The sequence below is a fragment of the Microbacterium sp. CH1 genome, assembly GCF_001595495.1.
Classification (GTDB): Bacteria; Actinomycetota; Actinomycetes; order Actinomycetales; family Microbacteriaceae; genus Microbacterium.
Map to the genome: position 1 here is coordinate 518,394 of NZ_LOSO01000011.1, position 15,886 is coordinate 534,279.

At 67.9% G+C, this 15,886-nt stretch carries 17 protein-coding genes; 7 read left to right on the forward strand and 10 right to left on the reverse strand.

Annotated elements, in window-relative coordinates:
* Positions 1-20: 20 nt before the first annotated feature.
* Entirely contained in the window at positions 21-1,451 is a 1,431-nt protein-coding gene (locus tag AUV07_RS05850; RefSeq protein WP_197462119.1) for a hypothetical protein, read from the reverse strand.
* 6 nt (positions 1,452-1,457) lie between these two features.
* On the opposite strand from AUV07_RS05850, the gene AUV07_RS05855 reads away from it, so the two are divergent.
* On the forward strand, positions 1,458-1,796 hold the full coding sequence (locus tag AUV07_RS05855; protein ID WP_197462120.1) for a hypothetical protein: 339 nt from the start codon (positions 1,458-1,460) through the stop codon (positions 1,794-1,796).
* Positions 1,793-2,578 (forward strand): peptidoglycan recognition protein family protein, encoded by a 786-nt coding sequence (locus AUV07_RS05860; RefSeq protein WP_062634569.1) that lies wholly within the window; start codon positions 1,793-1,795, stop codon positions 2,576-2,578. Before AUV07_RS05855 ends, AUV07_RS05860 begins: the two co-directional genes overlap by 4 nt.
* 99 nt (positions 2,579-2,677) lie before the next feature.
* On the opposite strand, the gene AUV07_RS17525 is transcribed toward AUV07_RS05860, so the two are convergent.
* The 4 genes from AUV07_RS17525 to AUV07_RS05880 form a co-directional block, all read right to left on the reverse strand.
* Positions 2,678-3,037 carry a hypothetical protein gene (locus tag AUV07_RS17525; RefSeq protein ID WP_157523933.1) on the reverse strand — a complete coding sequence of 120 codons (360 nt, stop codon included), beginning with the start codon at positions 3,035-3,037 and terminating at the stop codon, positions 2,678-2,680.
* A 158-nt stretch (positions 3,038-3,195) separates the two neighbouring features.
* Positions 3,196-5,553: an ATP-binding cassette domain-containing protein gene (locus AUV07_RS05870; RefSeq protein WP_062634574.1), complete on the reverse strand. Its 2,358-nt coding sequence runs from the start codon at positions 5,551-5,553 to the stop codon at positions 3,196-3,198.
* A gap of 27 nt (positions 5,554-5,580) precedes the next feature.
* Positions 5,581-5,991 carry a VOC family protein gene (locus AUV07_RS05875; protein ID WP_025103449.1) on the reverse strand — a complete coding sequence of 137 codons (411 nt, stop codon included), beginning with the start codon at positions 5,989-5,991 and terminating at the stop codon, positions 5,581-5,583.
* Positions 5,992-5,996: 5 nt separating this feature from the next.
* A complete protein-coding gene (locus AUV07_RS05880; protein WP_051582213.1) occupies positions 5,997-6,395 on the reverse strand; it encodes a helix-turn-helix transcriptional regulator in 399 nt (132 codons plus the stop codon).
* Between the two features lie 179 nt (positions 6,396-6,574).
* Between AUV07_RS05880 and AUV07_RS05885 the strand changes: the two genes are divergently transcribed.
* Positions 6,575-7,162, forward strand: coding sequence for an HdeD family acid-resistance protein (locus AUV07_RS05885; RefSeq protein ID WP_025103447.1), 588 nt, complete (start codon positions 6,575-6,577; stop codon positions 7,160-7,162).
* A 62-nt stretch (positions 7,163-7,224) separates the two neighbouring features.
* Here AUV07_RS05885 and AUV07_RS05890 read toward each other — a convergent pair whose 3' ends face one another.
* On the reverse strand, positions 7,225-7,989 hold the full coding sequence (locus AUV07_RS05890) for an SDR family oxidoreductase (protein ID WP_062634578.1): 765 nt from the start codon (positions 7,987-7,989) through the stop codon (positions 7,225-7,227).
* A gap of 122 nt (positions 7,990-8,111) precedes the next feature.
* Between AUV07_RS05890 and AUV07_RS05895 the strand changes: the two genes are divergently transcribed.
* The 4 genes from AUV07_RS05895 (at position 8,112) to AUV07_RS05910 (ending at position 10,796) form a co-directional block, all read left to right on the forward strand.
* Entirely contained in the window at positions 8,112-8,585 is a 474-nt protein-coding gene (locus AUV07_RS05895) for an NfeD family protein (RefSeq protein ID WP_025103445.1), read from the forward strand.
* A gap of 8 nt (positions 8,586-8,593) precedes the next feature.
* Entirely contained in the window at positions 8,594-9,523 is a 930-nt protein-coding gene (locus tag AUV07_RS05900) for an SPFH domain-containing protein (protein WP_025103444.1), read from the forward strand.
* Positions 9,520-10,296 carry a glycerophosphodiester phosphodiesterase family protein gene (locus AUV07_RS05905; RefSeq protein ID WP_062634580.1) on the forward strand — a complete coding sequence of 259 codons (777 nt, stop codon included), beginning with the start codon at positions 9,520-9,522 and terminating at the stop codon, positions 10,294-10,296. The genes AUV07_RS05900 and AUV07_RS05905 overlap by 4 nt, the downstream gene beginning before the upstream one ends.
* A 116-nt stretch (positions 10,297-10,412) precedes the next feature.
* The gene (locus AUV07_RS05910; RefSeq protein ID WP_060921636.1) at positions 10,413-10,796 is read left to right on the forward strand and encodes an RNA polymerase-binding protein RbpA; all 384 of its coding nucleotides are present in this window, start codon (positions 10,413-10,415) and stop codon (positions 10,794-10,796) included.
* Here AUV07_RS05910 and lnt read toward each other — a convergent pair.
* From lnt to tatA, 4 genes are read right to left on the reverse strand one after another with little or no spacing between them, the layout of a single operon-like run.
* Positions 10,793-12,316 (reverse strand): apolipoprotein N-acyltransferase, encoded by a 1,524-nt coding sequence (gene lnt / locus AUV07_RS05915; protein WP_062634581.1) that lies wholly within the window; start codon positions 12,314-12,316, stop codon positions 10,793-10,795. The genes AUV07_RS05910 and lnt overlap by 4 nt on opposite strands.
* An 11-nt stretch (positions 12,317-12,327) precedes the next feature.
* On the reverse strand, positions 12,328-14,802 hold the full coding sequence (locus AUV07_RS05920; protein ID WP_062634583.1) for a DEAD/DEAH box helicase: 2,475 nt from the start codon (positions 14,800-14,802) through the stop codon (positions 12,328-12,330).
* A complete protein-coding gene (gene tatC / locus AUV07_RS05925; RefSeq protein ID WP_062635192.1) occupies positions 14,799-15,557 on the reverse strand; it encodes a twin-arginine translocase subunit TatC in 759 nt (252 codons plus the stop codon). Before tatC ends, AUV07_RS05920 begins: the two co-directional genes overlap by 4 nt.
* Positions 15,558-15,614: 57 nt before the next feature.
* Positions 15,615-15,851, reverse strand: coding sequence for a twin-arginine translocase TatA/TatE family subunit (tatA, locus tag AUV07_RS05930; protein WP_025103438.1), 237 nt, complete (start codon positions 15,849-15,851; stop codon positions 15,615-15,617).
* Positions 15,852-15,886: the final 35 nt, after the last annotated feature.

Consider the following 15,886-nt stretch of genomic DNA (forward strand, 5'->3'; position numbering starts at 1 on the left):
CTCCGAGCCGGCCCTCTGCCTCACGTGACTGAGGACCCCACCGGCAGCGCCTCGCCGTCACCCGGGGGCTCCTGCACGAGGTGAAGGGCCTCCGATTTCGTCAGATGGTTGGGGTACAGCGTCCGTGAGAACCTTCCCCGCGGATCGTCTTTGTCGCGGGGGAGATCGATGGGGGATCGCTCGATCGCCGCGATGAGGAGTTCCGTCTGCTCATCGGTCAACACGAGGAGTCCTCGTTCTCGCAAGCCCACCACTGCTCGCGAGTGATCCGATGCCGTGAGGACGACCGCGATACTCCGGGCCGTGGCGTCCGGCTCCCAGGTGTGTGCGATGACCATGGCCGTCGTGAGGGTCGCGATCGGGATCTCCTTCGTGCCGACGAGCAGACGGGTGGCGTCGCGTGAGATTCGCGGCGGTCGCGAACGTCGCCGCACGACGGCGCTGACGGTGATCGCCACGGCCGCCAGCAGCGCAGCCCCGAGGGGCCATATCCATGCGCCGAGCGGTCCCGACGCCACCGGGATGAGGAACGCGCCGATCATCATCGCAAGGAGAAGCGGTTGTCCTGAGAAGACGTGAACAGCCCACCAGGGGAAGAGAGCCCGCGAACGAGAGCGTCCCAACGGCATCCACTCCTGCACGTCGACGTTCGGCTCGGTCTCCGGGCGATCGGACGAGTGCACCGGTTGAGGCTGCCGCCGCACTCCTCTGACGATCGACGTCACGCCCAGCACACCGAGCACGGCGGACAGCACCCATCCGCGCAGCGGGTCGTCGGCCTCGTTCTGATCCGTCCCCGCCAGTGTGACCGCTCCACCCACGGAGATGAGGAGAAGGAAGACCCCGTAGAGCAAGAAGACCCGACGGGAGCGGCGGGCCGTCCAGGGCTTCGGCTCCGGGCCTGGAGGCCACGAGGGGTCGCCCCATGTCCTTCGCCTCGTGAGCAGGAGGCCGGCCGCCACTCCGACGCATCCGAAAGACAGCGTCACTGCCGCCAGAACACCGATTCCAGGATCGGCGATCAGGAATGTCGAGGCCACCGCCACCGCTGCGCTGAACACCGCCAGCGCAAGGCCCACCGCGGTGGGCCTCAGCAGCCCTTCGCCCCCCTCGTCATCCGCGTCCATCCGCCCGCCCCACCTCTCCCCAGTCAGCAGGCGGAAGTTCAGGTACCCCGCCTCGCAGATCGTGAGATGGGGGGAACACAGGCCCGTCGGCCATGCCCACGTTCGGATGAGGGTAGCGCGAGTATGCTCCCAGCGAAGGGGTACGACTCGTAGGATCACGATATGACTTCGCCTCGCCGTGTCCCAGCAGATCTGCGGAAACGCGGGGGCTTTCGGGGAGCCGACGATTCGACCGCCTCGCTCATCCTCGGCCAGTTCTTCGTCGGTGGCTTTTTCCTGTTCATCGTGGCTTTCTTCCTCGCGCTCGGAGTTGCGGAAGAGCACGACGGGGTGACGTCCTTCATCGGGGCGAGCATCATCGCCGTCGTCCTGTCCGTCGTGTCGATGATCACTGCCCTGGTGATCGGCCTGCCCCTTCGCCTCGTCTCGGCGCTGCGCGCGCGGTGGCTCGCGCACGGCGAGATCACCGTCGTCGGGGTCGTCGTCGGACTCGGCGCCTGCATCGTGTCGGTCGTGCTGGCGGGCGGAAGCGGGGGAGCGGCGCTCCCGTGGTGGGCGTTCTTCGTCTCGTGGACGGTCCTCGCCTTCTCGGTCGCGCATTTCGTCTGGCCAGGACGGGGCCGGCCGCGTGAGTTCCGAGATCCACGCGACGACGACCGGGCCGCGTGAGCACGCGCAGGGAGGGTCTGCATCCGGAGGACCGGGGAGCACGGGACGCCGATGAGCACGTCCCGACGCACACGCGGCGGGGATTCCTCATCGCTGCCGGAACCGGCGTCGCGGTGACCGGCATCGGCATCTGGCTCTCCACGAGCTACGGGGGAGAGGCAGACGACACCGGACGCCGCCCGGACAACCCCCGAGGGCTGCCAGAGTACGAGCCGGTCTACGACCGCGCGGTCACGGGTCTCGAGGTACCGCTCGGTTTCGAGGACTGCGCCCACCCGACGGTACGCGCTGACCGCAGCCTCGCGGGGAGCGAACGTCGAACCGTGAGCCCTGTCATCGACCGCTTCGTCATCCACCACACCGGCACGACATCGGACCAGTTGGACTTCTTCTCCCGCTGCAACAGGAGATCATCGGCTCCCACCTTCTATCTTCGGCACGACGGCTCGGTCATCGAGACCATCCGCCCGGGAGCGAAGCCGTCGTCCACCGGCGCGGACTGGAACTGGCGGTCCGTGGCGGTGGAGACGCTGGATTTCACCGGAGCGCCGGAGTACACGGTGACCACCGCGCAGGTGGAGGAGATCGCGCAGATGATCGCGTGGCTCGCAGGCTTCGACGGCCGGACCCTGGACGGCGTTCCGGTGCGCTTCCGAATCGACCGAGAGCACGTAATCACCCACAAGGAGACGTGGTCGGGAACGGAGTGCCCCGGCCCGTTCCTCCAATCGCGAGTGGATGACATCGTGGCGCGGGCGCAGGAGATCAGGAGGGACTCGTGACCACAGGGGAGCGAGATCGTTGTCGCTCTACCCGGTCGAGGCCAAGCCGGCTACGACTCACGTTGCTGCTCTGTCGATCGGGGGAGCGCCGCGTCCCGGTTAACCGAATCGCTCGTTGGTCTGCGGGTCGAACAAGCGGTATCCGAGCGGACGCATGACGTCGATGATGGCGTTGAAGTGGTCGCCCTCTTCGATTCCGTACCCGAAGAACCTCGCAATGTGGCGTCCGATGTGCATCTCGAACACAGGAGCCGAGCCGATCTCGACTCCGGGCGGGTGGAGGTGGATCCCATCTCGGGTCCACCCCTCGAGGACTTCGACGATCGCTCGATCGACCTCGGCAGGGTCGATAGCTCGCAGACCCGGGACGGGTTCCATGGGTTCCGCGTCGAGACGGCGGTAGACCTCCAACGGGTCGAGTTCGTCGCCCCCAGACCAGAACGCCAGTTCGTAGCTCACGCGACCATTATGCCGAGCACCGAAGACCGCGGGGTGAGTACGGACCCGTTTTGGGAGGAGAGGCTCTCATCAGTGAGCTGACATAATGTGCATTATCGGATAATCCGTATAAGGGGTGGGCGAGCGCAACAGAGGGCCCGGAACGTTCGACTTTCCCCTCAACGACCGACGTACGCCGCGAGATGTTCGCCCGTCAGCGTCGACCCGTCAGCGACGAGCTCGGCAGGCGTTCCCTCGAACACGATGCGACCACCGTCGTGGCCGGCTCCCGGGCCGACGTCGATGATCCAGTCCGCGTGTGCCATGACGGCCTGGTGATGCTCGATGACGACCACCGTCTTGCCGGCGTCGACAAGTCGATCCAACAGGCCGAGGATCGTGTCGACGTCCGCGAGATGCAGACCAGTCGTCGGCTCGTCCAGCACGTACACGTCGCCCTTCTCGCCCATCTGGATCGCGAGCTTGATGCGCTGTCGTTCACCGCCCGACAGGGTCGACAACGGCTGGCCGAGCGACAGGTAGCCGAGCCCCACGTCCTCCAGGCGTCCGAGGATGGCAGCCGCGGCCGGGAGCTTGGCCTCGCCCTCGCTGAAGAACACACGGGCCTCGGAGACCGGAAGGTCGAGCACCTCGGTGATGTCCTTGCCGCCGAGCTTGTACTCCAGCACCGCCGCCTGGAAGCGCTTACCGCCGCAGTCCTCACAGGGGGTCTCGATGGTGTCCATGAACCCGAGCTCCGTGATGATGACACCGGCGCCCTTGCACGTAGGACAGGCGCCCTCGGAGTTCGCGCTGAACAGGGCCGGCTTCACGCCGTTCGCCTTCGCGAAGGCTTTCCGGATGGGTTCGAGCAGCCCGGTATACGTCGCGGGGTTGCTGCGACGCGAGCCCTTGATGGCGGATTGATCGATCGCCACCACGCCCTCGCGTCCGGTCACCGAACCGTGGATGAGCGAGCTCTTCCCCGATCCGGCGACACCGGTGACGACGGTCAGGACGCCGGTCGGGATGTCGACGTCGACGTTCTGGAGGTTGTTCGTGGATGCGCCGCGCACCTCGATCGCGCCGGTGCGGTCACGCACGGCGTCCTTCAGCTGTGCACGGTCGTCAAGGTGCTGCCCGGTCAGTGTTCCACTGGCTGTGAGGCCCTCGACGCTCCCCTGATAGCAGATCTCTCCCCCGGCGCTTCCCGCACCCGGCCCCAGGTCCACGACATGATCGCCGATCGCGATGGTCTCCGGCTTGTGCTCGACGACGAGCACCGTGTTCCCCTTGTCGCGGAGTCGGAGCAGCAGGCCGTTCATCCTCTGGATGTCGTGCGGATGCAGCCCGATGGTCGGCTCGTCGAACACATACGTGACGTCGGTCAACGAGGACCCCAGGTGCCGCAGCATCTTGATCCGCTGCGCCTCTCCTCCGGACAGCGTCCCCGAAGGCCGGTCCAGGCTCAGATATCCCAGGCCGAGGGTCACGAAGGCGTCGAGGTTGGCGCTCAGCGCCTGGAGCAGCGGCCCGGCTCCCGGGAGATCCAGGCCGCGGACCCACGCGGCGAGATCCGTCACCTGCATGCGGCAGGCGTCGGCGATGCTCACGCCGTCGATCTTCGAGGATCGCGCGCCCTCGGTGAGACGCGTACCGTCGCACTCCGGGCACACCGCGAAGGTGGCCACGCGCTCGACGAAGGCACGGATGTGCGGCTGGAGCGCGTCGAGGTCCTTCGAGAGCATGGACTTCGTGATCTTCGGGATCAGGCCCTCGTAGGTCATGTTGATGCCGGAGATCTTGACCTTCGTGACCTCTCCGTAGAGGAAGAGATGACGCTGCTTGTCGGTGAACGACGAGATGGGCTTGTCCCCCGGATAGAACCCGGACTGCGAGAACCCCTTCACCATCCAGCCGTCGGCGGTGTAGCCGGGCACCATGATCGCGCCCTCGTCGAGGGACTTCGACTCATCGACGATCTGGGACAGGTCGAGGTCCGACACCACTCCCCTGCCTTCACATCGCGGGCACATGCCGCCGAGGTAGATCGCGTCCTTCACGATCTTCTTCTCGCCACCCGGCCCGGTCATGACGCCGCTGGCCTTCTGCGTCGGGATGTTGAACGAGAACGCCGTCGGGCCGCCGATGTAGGGCTGGCCCAGCTTGCTGAACAGGATGCGGAGCATGGCATTGGCATCCGTCACGGTGCCGACGGTCGACCGCGGGTTCGCGCCGAGACGCTCCTGGTCCACGATGATCGCCGTGGTGAGCCCTTCCAGCACGTCGACGTCGGGACGCGGCACCGAGGGCATGAAGCCCTGCACGAACGCGCTGTACGTCTCGTCGATCATCCGGCGCGATTCGGCGGCGATCGTGTCGAAGACGAGAGAGCTCTTCCCCGACCCGGAGACCCCGGTGAACACCGTCAGACGTCGTTTCGGGATGTCGACGCTCACGTCCTTGAGGTTGTTCTCGCGCGCGCCCTGCACACGGATGAGGTCGTGGGTGTCCGCGGGGTGCTCGGCAGCGGTCATGCGGCGTCCTTCGTGGTGGTGGCGCCGTCAGGCGGCCTGGTTGATACGGAGCAGGTTGCCGGCGGGATCGCGGAAAGCGCAGTCGCGGACGCCGTAGGGCTGGTCCATCGGCTCCTGGACGACATCGGCGCCGACAGCGACCAGCCGCTCGAACAGGGCGTCCAGGTCATCGCTCGCGAGGGTGAGAGCGCCATAGCTGCCCTTCGCGATGAGTTCCAGGATGGTCTGCCGCTCCGCTTCGGTGATGCCGGGATCGGTGGCCGGCGGGTGGAGGACGATCGAGGTCTCGGGCTGGCCGACCGGGCCGACCGTGAGCCAGCGCAGGCCGTCGTATCCGACGTCGTTGCGCACCTCGAAGCCGAGGGCGTCGCGATAGAAGCCGAGGGCGGCGTCGGCGTCGGTGTGCGGGAGGAAGGCGTAGTGGATGCTGATCTTCATGATGCTCACGTTAGGTGCGCCTCCGGGCGCGGCGCTTCTCGATTCCTGATCGGTCGGGTGACCTGCTTGGCGTGGAACGACGGGATGCCCTCGACGTTCGCGGCGCGTTCACGGTACACGCTGGGTGGGACACCGACCAGCTCCGAGAACCGGGTGCTGAACGTGCCCAGCGAGGAGCAGCCCACCGCGAAGCACACCTCGGTGACGCTGAGGTCGCCGCGACGCAGCAGCGCCATGGCACGCTCGATGCGGCGGGTCATCAGATAGGAGTACGGGGATTCGCCGTACGTCTCGCGAAACCGCCGGCTGAGATGGCCGGCCGACAGGTGCACGCCCCGCGCCAGAGCCTCGACGTCCAAGGGCTTCGCGTACTCGCGATCGATGCGGTCGCGGACCTTCCGCATCACGACCAGCTCCCGCAGGCGAGCATCATCCACCGGTGTCACGTCATGATCCTGCCATGACGCCGGAAGACGCGGAATGACCATCCGCGACGCGCGGAGGCCCTCCTCCCCCGCTGTCGGAGATCCGGCGCTACCCTGGGGGCATCCTCACAGGATTCTCTCAGAAGGGGTTCCCCGCCATGTCTGAAGCACTCGCTGAAACGAAGTCGTTCTTCAAATCCATCCGCGTCGCTCTCGCGGTCTCCGGCGTTCTCGCGCTGCTCGCGGGCATCGCGCTGCTGGTCTGGCCGGTGAAGTCGGCCGTCATCGTGACGGCGATCTTCGCGTCCTACCTGATCGTCGCGGGAGTCGTGTACATCGGCCTCGGCATCTTCTCCCGCGCGAAGGGCGGCTGGTCGCGCGTCGGACACATCGTGCTCGGCCTGCTCTACATCGTCGCCGGCGTCATCGCGTTCTTCAACCTGAACGTCGCCGCCGCCACCCTCGCGCTGGTCGTCGTGATCTTCATCGGCGTGAGCTGGATCGTCGACGGCGTCGTGGCGCTCTCGCTGCTCGGCAGCGACGGATCGCGGGTCTGGACGCTGATCTACGCGATCCTCAGCATCATCGCCGGAATCATCGTCCTCTTCTCGCCGGTCATCGCCGGCTTCGCGCTCTGGCTGCTCCTGGGCATCTCGCTCGTCGTGCTCGGCATCGTGCAGATCATCCGCGCGATCACCCTCGGCAAGGACGAGAAGGCCTTCACCACGGGCGCTGCCGCCGTCTGATCCGCAGACGCGAGACGCCCCGGACCGGCAGCAGCGGGTCCGGGGCGTCTCGCATATGACGACTACTCCGCGGCGAAGGCGCTCACGTCGCCGACGAGGCGGGTGTTGTCCGCGGGGACGGGGTCGATCACGGCCTTGGCGACCTCGGCGGCGAACTCGGACACGTTGTAGAGGCGGCCGGCGGACTCGCGGCGCTCGGCGATGGCACCCGGGTTCGCGCGCTCGAGCAGCGTCGCGGTGATCGTGCCCTCGATCATGTCGCCGGAGACGACTGTGAAGCCAATCCCCTTCTCCGCGAGACCGGGGATGAGTTCCCGCAGCGCGTCCTCACCGGCGCGCTTGGAGAGCGCGACGGGCTCGTACTCCGGCATCGTCGGCGTCGTGCGGATGAAGTGCGCCTGGTGGCTGGTGACGAACACGACGCGTGCGCCGTCCGACAGCAGCGGCGTCGCGGCGTCGAGCACATTGAGCTGCGCGTCACGGTTGAGCTTCAGGGCGTAGTCCTCGGCCATGCCCGACTCCATGCCTCCCGACGCGTTCAGGACGAGCACATCGAGGCGCCCGTACTCGGCGCGGACGGCGTCGAACATCTCGGCGACCGATGCGGGGTCGGTGAGGTCCGCACCGACGACCAGCGCCCGACGGCCGAGCTCGCGCAGCTGCGCCGCGAGCTTCTCCGCGCGCGGCGCCTTGTTCCGGTAGTTGATCACGACGTCGGCGCCCGCCTCGGCGAGGTACCGCACGGTGTCGGCGCCGATCCCCCGCGATGAGCCGGTGACGAGGGCCACCTTGCCGTCGAGGGATCCTGCGGGAAGAACGTCGGTCACGGGTGACTCCTCATGGTGCGTGGAACGCCGTGAGCGCACGGCTCTCACAGATTACCAAGGGGGCGCGGTGGCGGCCGGTCGGCTGTCGCCGCGCGTGGTACGTTGACGGCAAAGGAGGCCGCATGGACAACTTCTCGACGTTCGTCACGTTCATCGACCACTGGGCATGGATCGGATGGCTGGTCCTCATCGCCGTCTTCCTCGTCATCGAGATGCTCTCCCTCGACTTCACCTTCCTGATGCTGAGCTTCGGGAGCGTGATCGGTCTCGTCACCGACTTCGTCGGCCTCCCGGTCTGGATCCAGATCCTCATCGCCGCCTTGGCATCCGCCCTCTTCATCCTCTTCCTGCGGCCACCCCTCCTGCGCCGCCTGCACCGCGGAGCCGATCCCACGCGCTCGAACGTCGAGGCGCTGGTCGACCTCCGCGGCATCGCGCTCAGTGAGATCACACAGATCTCCGGCCAGGCGAAGCTCGCGAACGGCGACACCTGGACCGCCAGGACGACCACCCCGATGGCCATCCCCGCGGGGGCGCCTGTCGCCGTCAGTGCGATCAACGGCGCGACCGCCATCGTCCGACCCCTCAACGACTAGGAGCACGCGTGGACGACGCATCGATCATCCCGACCGTGATCATCTGGATCCTGGTGATCGCGGTCATCATCTTCGTGATCGTCACGATCGCGCGGGCGATCCGCATCATCCCGCAGGCGACCGCCGGCGTGGTGGAACGGCTCGGCCGGTACCACAAGACCCTCTCCCCCGGCCTCAACATCCTCGTGCCGTTCATCGACCGCCTGCGGCCGCTCATCGACATGCGCGAGCAGGTGGTGTCCTTCCCGCCGCAGCCCGTGATCACCGAGGACAACCTCGTCGTCTCCATCGACACCGTCGTCTATTTCCAGGTGACCGATGCCCGCGCCGCGACCTACGAGATCGCGAACTACCTCGGCGCCGTGGAGCAGCTCACCACCACGACTCTCCGCAACGTCGTCGGTGGCCTGAACCTCGAAGAGGCGCTGACGAGCCGCGACAACATCAACGGGCAGCTCCGCGTGGTCCTCGACGAGGCGACCGGCAAGTGGGGCATCCGCGTGGGCCGCGTCGAGCTCAAGGCGATCGACCCGCCCGTCTCCATCCAGGACTCCATGGAGAAGCAGATGCGCGCCGAGCGGGACCGCCGCGCCGCGATCCTCACCGCCGAGGGGACGAAGCAGTCCGCGATCCTCGAAGCGGAGGGCCTTCGTCAGGCGGAGATCCTCCGAGCCGAGGGTGACAAGCAGGCCGCCGTCCTCCGTGCCCAGGGCGAGGCGGAGGCGATCCAGAGCGTCTTCACCGCGATCCACCAGGGCGCGCCGGACGACAAGCTCCTCGCGTACCAGTATCTGCAGATGCTCCCGAAGATCAGCGAGAGCCCATCCAGCAAGCTCTGGATCATCCCGAGCGAGCTGACCGAGGCACTCAAGGGCATCGGCACGGCCTTCACTCCCAAGACGGGCCCGGGTTCGACCACTCCCCCCGCCGGCGCGTGACGCACCCGTACTTCGTCAAGGCCGAGCAGCCCCGCATCCTGGCCCATCGGGGGCTGGTGACCGCCGAGGGGCGGGAATCCGGCATCTGGGAGAACACCGCGGCCGCCTTCGCCGCGGCGCATGCCGCCGGGGCCGAGTACATCGAGACGGACTGCCAGGTCACCGCCGACGGTGACGTCGTGCTCTTCCACGATCACGATCTGCGCCGTCTCGTGGACGATCCGCGCGCCGTCCACGAGGTCAGGACGCGGGAGCTGAGTGCGCTGTTCGCCGAGCACGGCGGTCTGCTCACGGTGGCCGAGGCGCTCTCCGCGTTCCCGGAGACCCGGTTCAACATCGACGTGAAGACACTGGCCGCCGCGGCGCCGCTGGGCCCCATCCTCGCCGCGCACACGCATCGTGTCCTCGTGACCAGCTTCTCGGATGCCAACCGGCGGGCGACACTGGAGGCCGTGCAGCAGACCGGCACCGCGCTCCGGCCCGCCACCTCCGGTGGGAGTCGGACGATCGCGGCGCTCCGGTTGCTCTCCGCGATGCGCCTCCCGGCCGGCCGGCTGCTGCGGGAGATCGACGCCCTGCAGATCCCCGAGCGTCACGGCGCGATCAGGGTGCTGACGCCCGCACTTCTCCGCGCCGCCCACCGTGCCGACACCGAGGTCCACGTCTGGACCGTGAACGACGCGGACGACATGCGGCGCCTCATCGACGCGGGTGTGGACGGCGTCGTGACCGACCGCGCCGACCTCGCCGTCGCCACGTTCCGGAAGCCCTGAGCGCCCCATATCCTCCGGCGCTGGGATTCCCCTGTGAATACCGCGCAGAACGCCCCGACGTGGATGAAGCGCACAGGCTCGAACGTTATACCTGACAGCGACGAGAGGACCACACAATGGCAGATCGCAGCCTGCGCGGCATCCGACTCGGCGCCCAGAGCCTACAGAGCGAAGAGGGCGTCGTTTTCATGGAGCGCCGTGAGACCACCTACACCTGTGACACCTGCGGACACGACACCACGCTCATGTTCGCCGCCGATGCCGAACCGCCTCAGACCTGGGAGTGCCGTTCCTGCGGAGCGGAAGCCCGCCTGAAGGTCGACGGCGAGGCCGTCACCCTCGAGGCCACCGATGAGAAGGCCGCCCGCACCCACTGGGACATGCTCATGGAGCGCCGTACCCGTGCGGAGCTGGAGGAGCTTCTCGAAGAGCGCCTCGCGTACATCCGAGCCCGGCGCGGTGCCGGCGAGGACCCCACCCGAGAGAAGATCGGCGCCTAGCGCCGACGGGCGCGCCACCACCCGAGACCGAGCGCGCCTAGACCGCCCCAGAGCAGCACCTGTTGCAGCCAGGGGCCCAGGACGATTCCCGCCGTGAGGCCGGAGCGCAGTTCGACATCCTCGAGCATCGCTCCGGCCTCATCTGCGTCCAGGCTCGTGACCGTCCGCCCGTCCGGGAGGATGACCTGGCTCGTGCCGACCGTGGAGATGTTCACGACGCTCCGGCCCGTCTCGATCGCGCGCATCCGTGCGAACGCGAGCTGCTGGAGGTTCTCGTCCGTGCCGCGGAAATCGGCGTTGTTCGTCTGGAAGACCAGGACCTCGGCGCCGCCGTTCAGCCCCTCCGTGATCACGTCGTCGTAGATCACGTCGAAGCAGATCGCCAGACCGACGCGGACATCGCCCACCTCGACGATCGGCGGGTTGGTGCCGGGGGTGTATTCGCGCTGGATCAGCCCGATGAGATCCGGGACCAGGGCGTTGAAGAAGGCCCGATCAGGCACGTACTCGCCGAAGGGCACGGGATGACGCTTGTCGTGCTTCTGCGGCGCTGTCCCGTCCGGCAGCCAGAGCATCGAGGTGTTGTAGTAGAGGTTCCCGCGGCCGGTGGCGGCGTTGGCGAGCAGCGGCGCATCGATGCGGTTCGACACCAGGGTCATCCGTCGCGCGATGGCGGAGTTCGCGAAGGGGTCCGTGTCGAGGCCGCCTTCCGGCCACACGAGCAGATCGACGTCCTCGCCGTACAGCGGTTCGGTAGCCTCGGTCTGCGCCTGCACGACGGCGAAGGGCTCCCGCTCGTCGAAGTAACCGGTCGGACCGTTCCCCTGCACCGCGGCGATGCGCATCGACCCGGATGGCGTGGTCGGGAAGAGCGGTGTGAAGAAGAGGATCAGGACGAGGGCGGCCGGCGCAAGCAGGGTGACCGGCCGCCGCCAGAGCCCCATCCGGACGATCTCGATCACCATCGCGACGAGGAAGACCATGAGGAAGCTCAGCCCGCTCACGCCGATCCAGGAGGACAGCGCGGCGAGCGGACTCTCGGCCTGGCTCATCCCGAGACGAGCCCAGGGGAAGCCGCCGTACGGCCACCAGCCGAGGAACAGCTCCCGCCCCACCCAGAGCGCCGCGACGACGGCCGGGAGGGTCAGCAGACGTCCCGCCACGCCCGGCCAGGCTCGGGGCAGCCACCGGTACGCGAGAGTCACGGGGATGAGTCCGACGGCCGTGAGGACGCCCTCGACGACGCTCAGAGCCGCCCAGGGCAGCGGCCCGAGGTATCGAGACGTCCACGACACGAGCAGCGCGAAGAACACGACGCCGTACACGAGACCCACGAGCAGCGCTCCCCCGGCCCGACGGCCGATCAGCGCGAGCAGCAGCAGGGCGGTGGCAGGGAAGGCCAGGATCCAGATCGCCGCCTCGGGGAACGCGAGGTCCATGAGCAGCGCAGCCAGGCCGGCCAGGGGAACGGCGGCCCAGAGGGGCAGGAGGGCGCGTCGACGGACGGAGGCTTCGGTCATGCGGGCGGATCTCACATCGAGGAGTAGGCGACGATGCCACGGCGCACACCGTCGAGGGCAGCCCGGGCGGTGCGTGCGAGCGCGGCGTCTTCCGCGACGATAGACAGCTGATCCAGGAGGTCGATGGTCTGCTTCGCCCACCGCACGAAGTCGCCGGCCGCCATGTCGGCGTCGACGAGGACGCGGTCGAGCATCCCGCCGCGCGCCCAGGCGTGCATCGCACCCGCGAGCCCGGCGGCCAGCGGCTCGCTTCCCGGGAGCTGATGGTCCTGTTCCAGGTCGTCGAGCTCGGCCCATAGGGCGGTCGTCTTCTCGTAGGCCGCTCGGAAGGCGCCCCGCGGGAGACCCCGCTCCCCCGCATTCGCTTCGTCGCGGCGCGGTTCGTACACGAGGCAGCATGCCATCGCGGCCAGCGACGGCGCGTCCAGCCCCTTCCAGAGGCCCTGACGCAGCGATTCGGCCACGAGCAGGTCGCGCTCACCGTAGATCCGCCGCATCGTGCGCCCGGCGTCGGTCAGGTGCATCCCGTCCTCGGCACGACGGACGTAGTCCAGTGTCTCCAGCACCTCGACGACACGGTCGAAGACACGGGCCACCGTGCCGGTCCTGGTCTCGATCTGACGGCGCGTGCGATCGGTCTGGCGCTTGAGCTTCCAATAGCGCTCGGCCCAGCGGGCGTGCTTCTCGCGGTCGGGGCACCGGTGACAGGGGTGGCGCTGCATGCGGGTGCGGAGCGTCTGGATCCGCTTCATCCGCTTGTCCCGAGCAGCGCGCGGGGCCTGGGTGTCCTGCCGGTTCTTCTTCTCGAGGTCGCTCAGCTCGCGGCGGATGGCGGCGTACTCCGGGAAGTCGCCGTGCTCGCACGCCATCGCCGACTGATAGCCGGCCAGCGACTCCTCGGCCTCCCGCACCTGTCTGGCCAGCCCGACGACGGCGCGGTCCGCCTGGAACTGGGCGAACGACGACTCCAGGATCTCCCGGGCTCTCGCCTGGCCGAACAGGTCGATCAGGTTGACGGCCATGTTGTACGTCGGCCGGAAGCTGGAGTTGAGCGGATAGGTCCGCCGCGACGCGAGGGCGGCGACGGCCTGCGGGTCCATGCCCTCGCTCCACTGCACGACCGCGTGCCCCTCGACGTCGATGCCGCGGCGCCCGGCGCGGCCCGTGAGCTGTGTGTACTCACCGGAGGTGATCGCGACGCGAGCCTCTCCGTTGAACTTCTCCATCTTCTCGAGCACCACCGTCCGCGCCGGCATGTTGATGCCGAGGGCCAGCGTCTCGGTCGCGAAGACGACCTTGAGCAGCTTGCGCTGGAACAGCTCCTCGACGACCTCTTTGAAGGCCGGCAGGAGGCCGGCGTGATGGGCGGCCACGCCCCGTTCGAGGTTGTCGAGCCATTCCCAGTAGCCCAGCACCCCGAGGTCCTCGTCCTGCAGAGTGCGCGTGCGCTCCTCGACGATGGCCCGGATCTCGGCCCGCTCCTCCGCCGAGGTCAGGCGGAGCCCGGATCGCCGTACCTGCTGCACCGCGGCGTCGCAGCCCACGCGGCTGAAGATGAAGAAGATGGCGGGGAGCAGGTTCGAGCGCTCCAGCAGCTCGACCACGTCCGGGCGGTCCATGCGCTCGATCCGGCGCGCGTTCACGGCGCGCACGGGGCGGCGCCCGCCCCGCGGGGGTCGGGGGGCCTGCCGCCCGGCGTGCCGGTTGCTGCGATACGACTGCGCCTGACGGTTGCTCTCGTAGGTGGAGCCGGTGAACGACCGGATGCGCATGAGTTCCTGGTTCACCTGGGCCGTGGCGATGCCGGCACGGTCGTCGAAGAGCGGCAGCAGGTCGTCGCGCACGAGCACGTGCTGCTCCAACGGCACCGGTCGGATCTCGGAGACGATGACCTCGGTGTCACCGCGAACCGTGTCGAGCCAGTCGCCGAACTCCTCGGCGTTCGACACCGTCGCGCTCAGCGAGACCAGGCGCACACGGGGCGGGAGGTGGATAATGACCTCTTCCCACACGGCACCCCGGAAGCGGTCGGCCAGATAGTGCACCTCGTCCATCACGACGTAGCGCAGGTCGCGCAGAGCCGCGGAGTCGGCATAGATCATGTTCCGCAGGACCTCGGTGGTCATGACCACGATGCGTGCGTTGCCGTTGATGTTGGTGTCGCCCGTCAGCAGACCGACGTCGTCCGCACCGTACACATCGACGAGTTCGCGGAACTTCTGGTTGGAGAGCGCCTTCATGGGCGTGGTGTAGAACGCCTTGTCCGTCGCGGTCTGCATCGCCAGGTGGATGGCGAACTCCCCCACGATGGTCTTCCCGGCACCCGTGGGGGCGGCCACAAGAACGCTGCGTCCGTTCTCCAGGGCGTGGCAGCCGGCGAGCTGGAACGGATCGAGCTGGAAGCGCTGGCGCGCGGCGAACGCCGCCGTCTCCGGGTGCGCGGCGCTCTCCTGCGCCTGCGCGTACCGCTCCGACGGCGAACTCATGTGGCGTCCGGGACGAGTCCGGCGGCGGTGTCCCGCTTGCGCTTGCGTCGGTCGAAGAGGAGGGAGAGTCCGGCCGCTGCGAAGAAGAGGACGATGAGGATGCCGGCCAGCATGAGCATGCTCACCACATCGGCTGCCGGGGTCGCCAGCGCGGCGAAGATCGTCGCGATGAGGATCGCCACCCGCCACCCTTTGAGGATGGCCCGTCCCGACATCACGCCGGCGAGGTTGAGCGCGACGAGGAAGACGGGGAGGACGAACGAGATGCCGATGACGATCATCAGCTTGAACACGAAGTCGTAGTACTCCTGCGCGGAGTAGAAGTTGGTGCCGCCCTCCGGGGTGAAGCTCCACATGAGCTCGATGACGTGCGGCATGATCTGCACCCCGAGATAGCACCCCGCGAAGAACAGCGGCACTGCGGCGACGACGAAGCCGACCGTGTAGCGGATCTCCTTGCGGGTGAGGCCGGGCATGATGAAGGCCCAGATCTGCCACAGCCAGACGGGAGCGGAGAGGAACAGGCCGATCGTGAAGGCGATGCGCATACGCATGTCGAACGCGGACGTCACTGTCGCGAAGTTCAAGGCGCTGAAGTCATCACCTCGCTGTTCCGAGATGATGCGGATCGGACCGGTGATGAAGTGGATGACCGGGTCCGCGATGAGGAACGCCACAACCATGCCGACGACCAGAGCGATCGCCGCGTACATGAGGCGCTTGCGCAGTTCGACGAGATGTGCGCCCAGCGACATCCGCCGATCCCGATCCGCCGTCGGCATCACGGTCGGTTCGATGGCTGCCACGGCCGGTCAGGCGCGAGGCGGAGTCTCAGGGTCGGTGCCCGAGTCCTTCACCGTCGTCGGCTCCGCGGGAGCCGATTCGGCACGAACCGCGTCTTCTTCCTTCATGGCCTTCATCTCACCCTTGAAGACGCGAGCCGACTGGCCCATGCTCTTCGCGAGAGCCGGCAGCTTGGCAGCGCCGAAGAGGAGGAGGATAACGGCCAGCACGATGAGAAGGTGCCAGCCTTGCATTCCAGCGAACATATCGACAATCCCGTCGTCGGGGGGCTTTCCGCCCC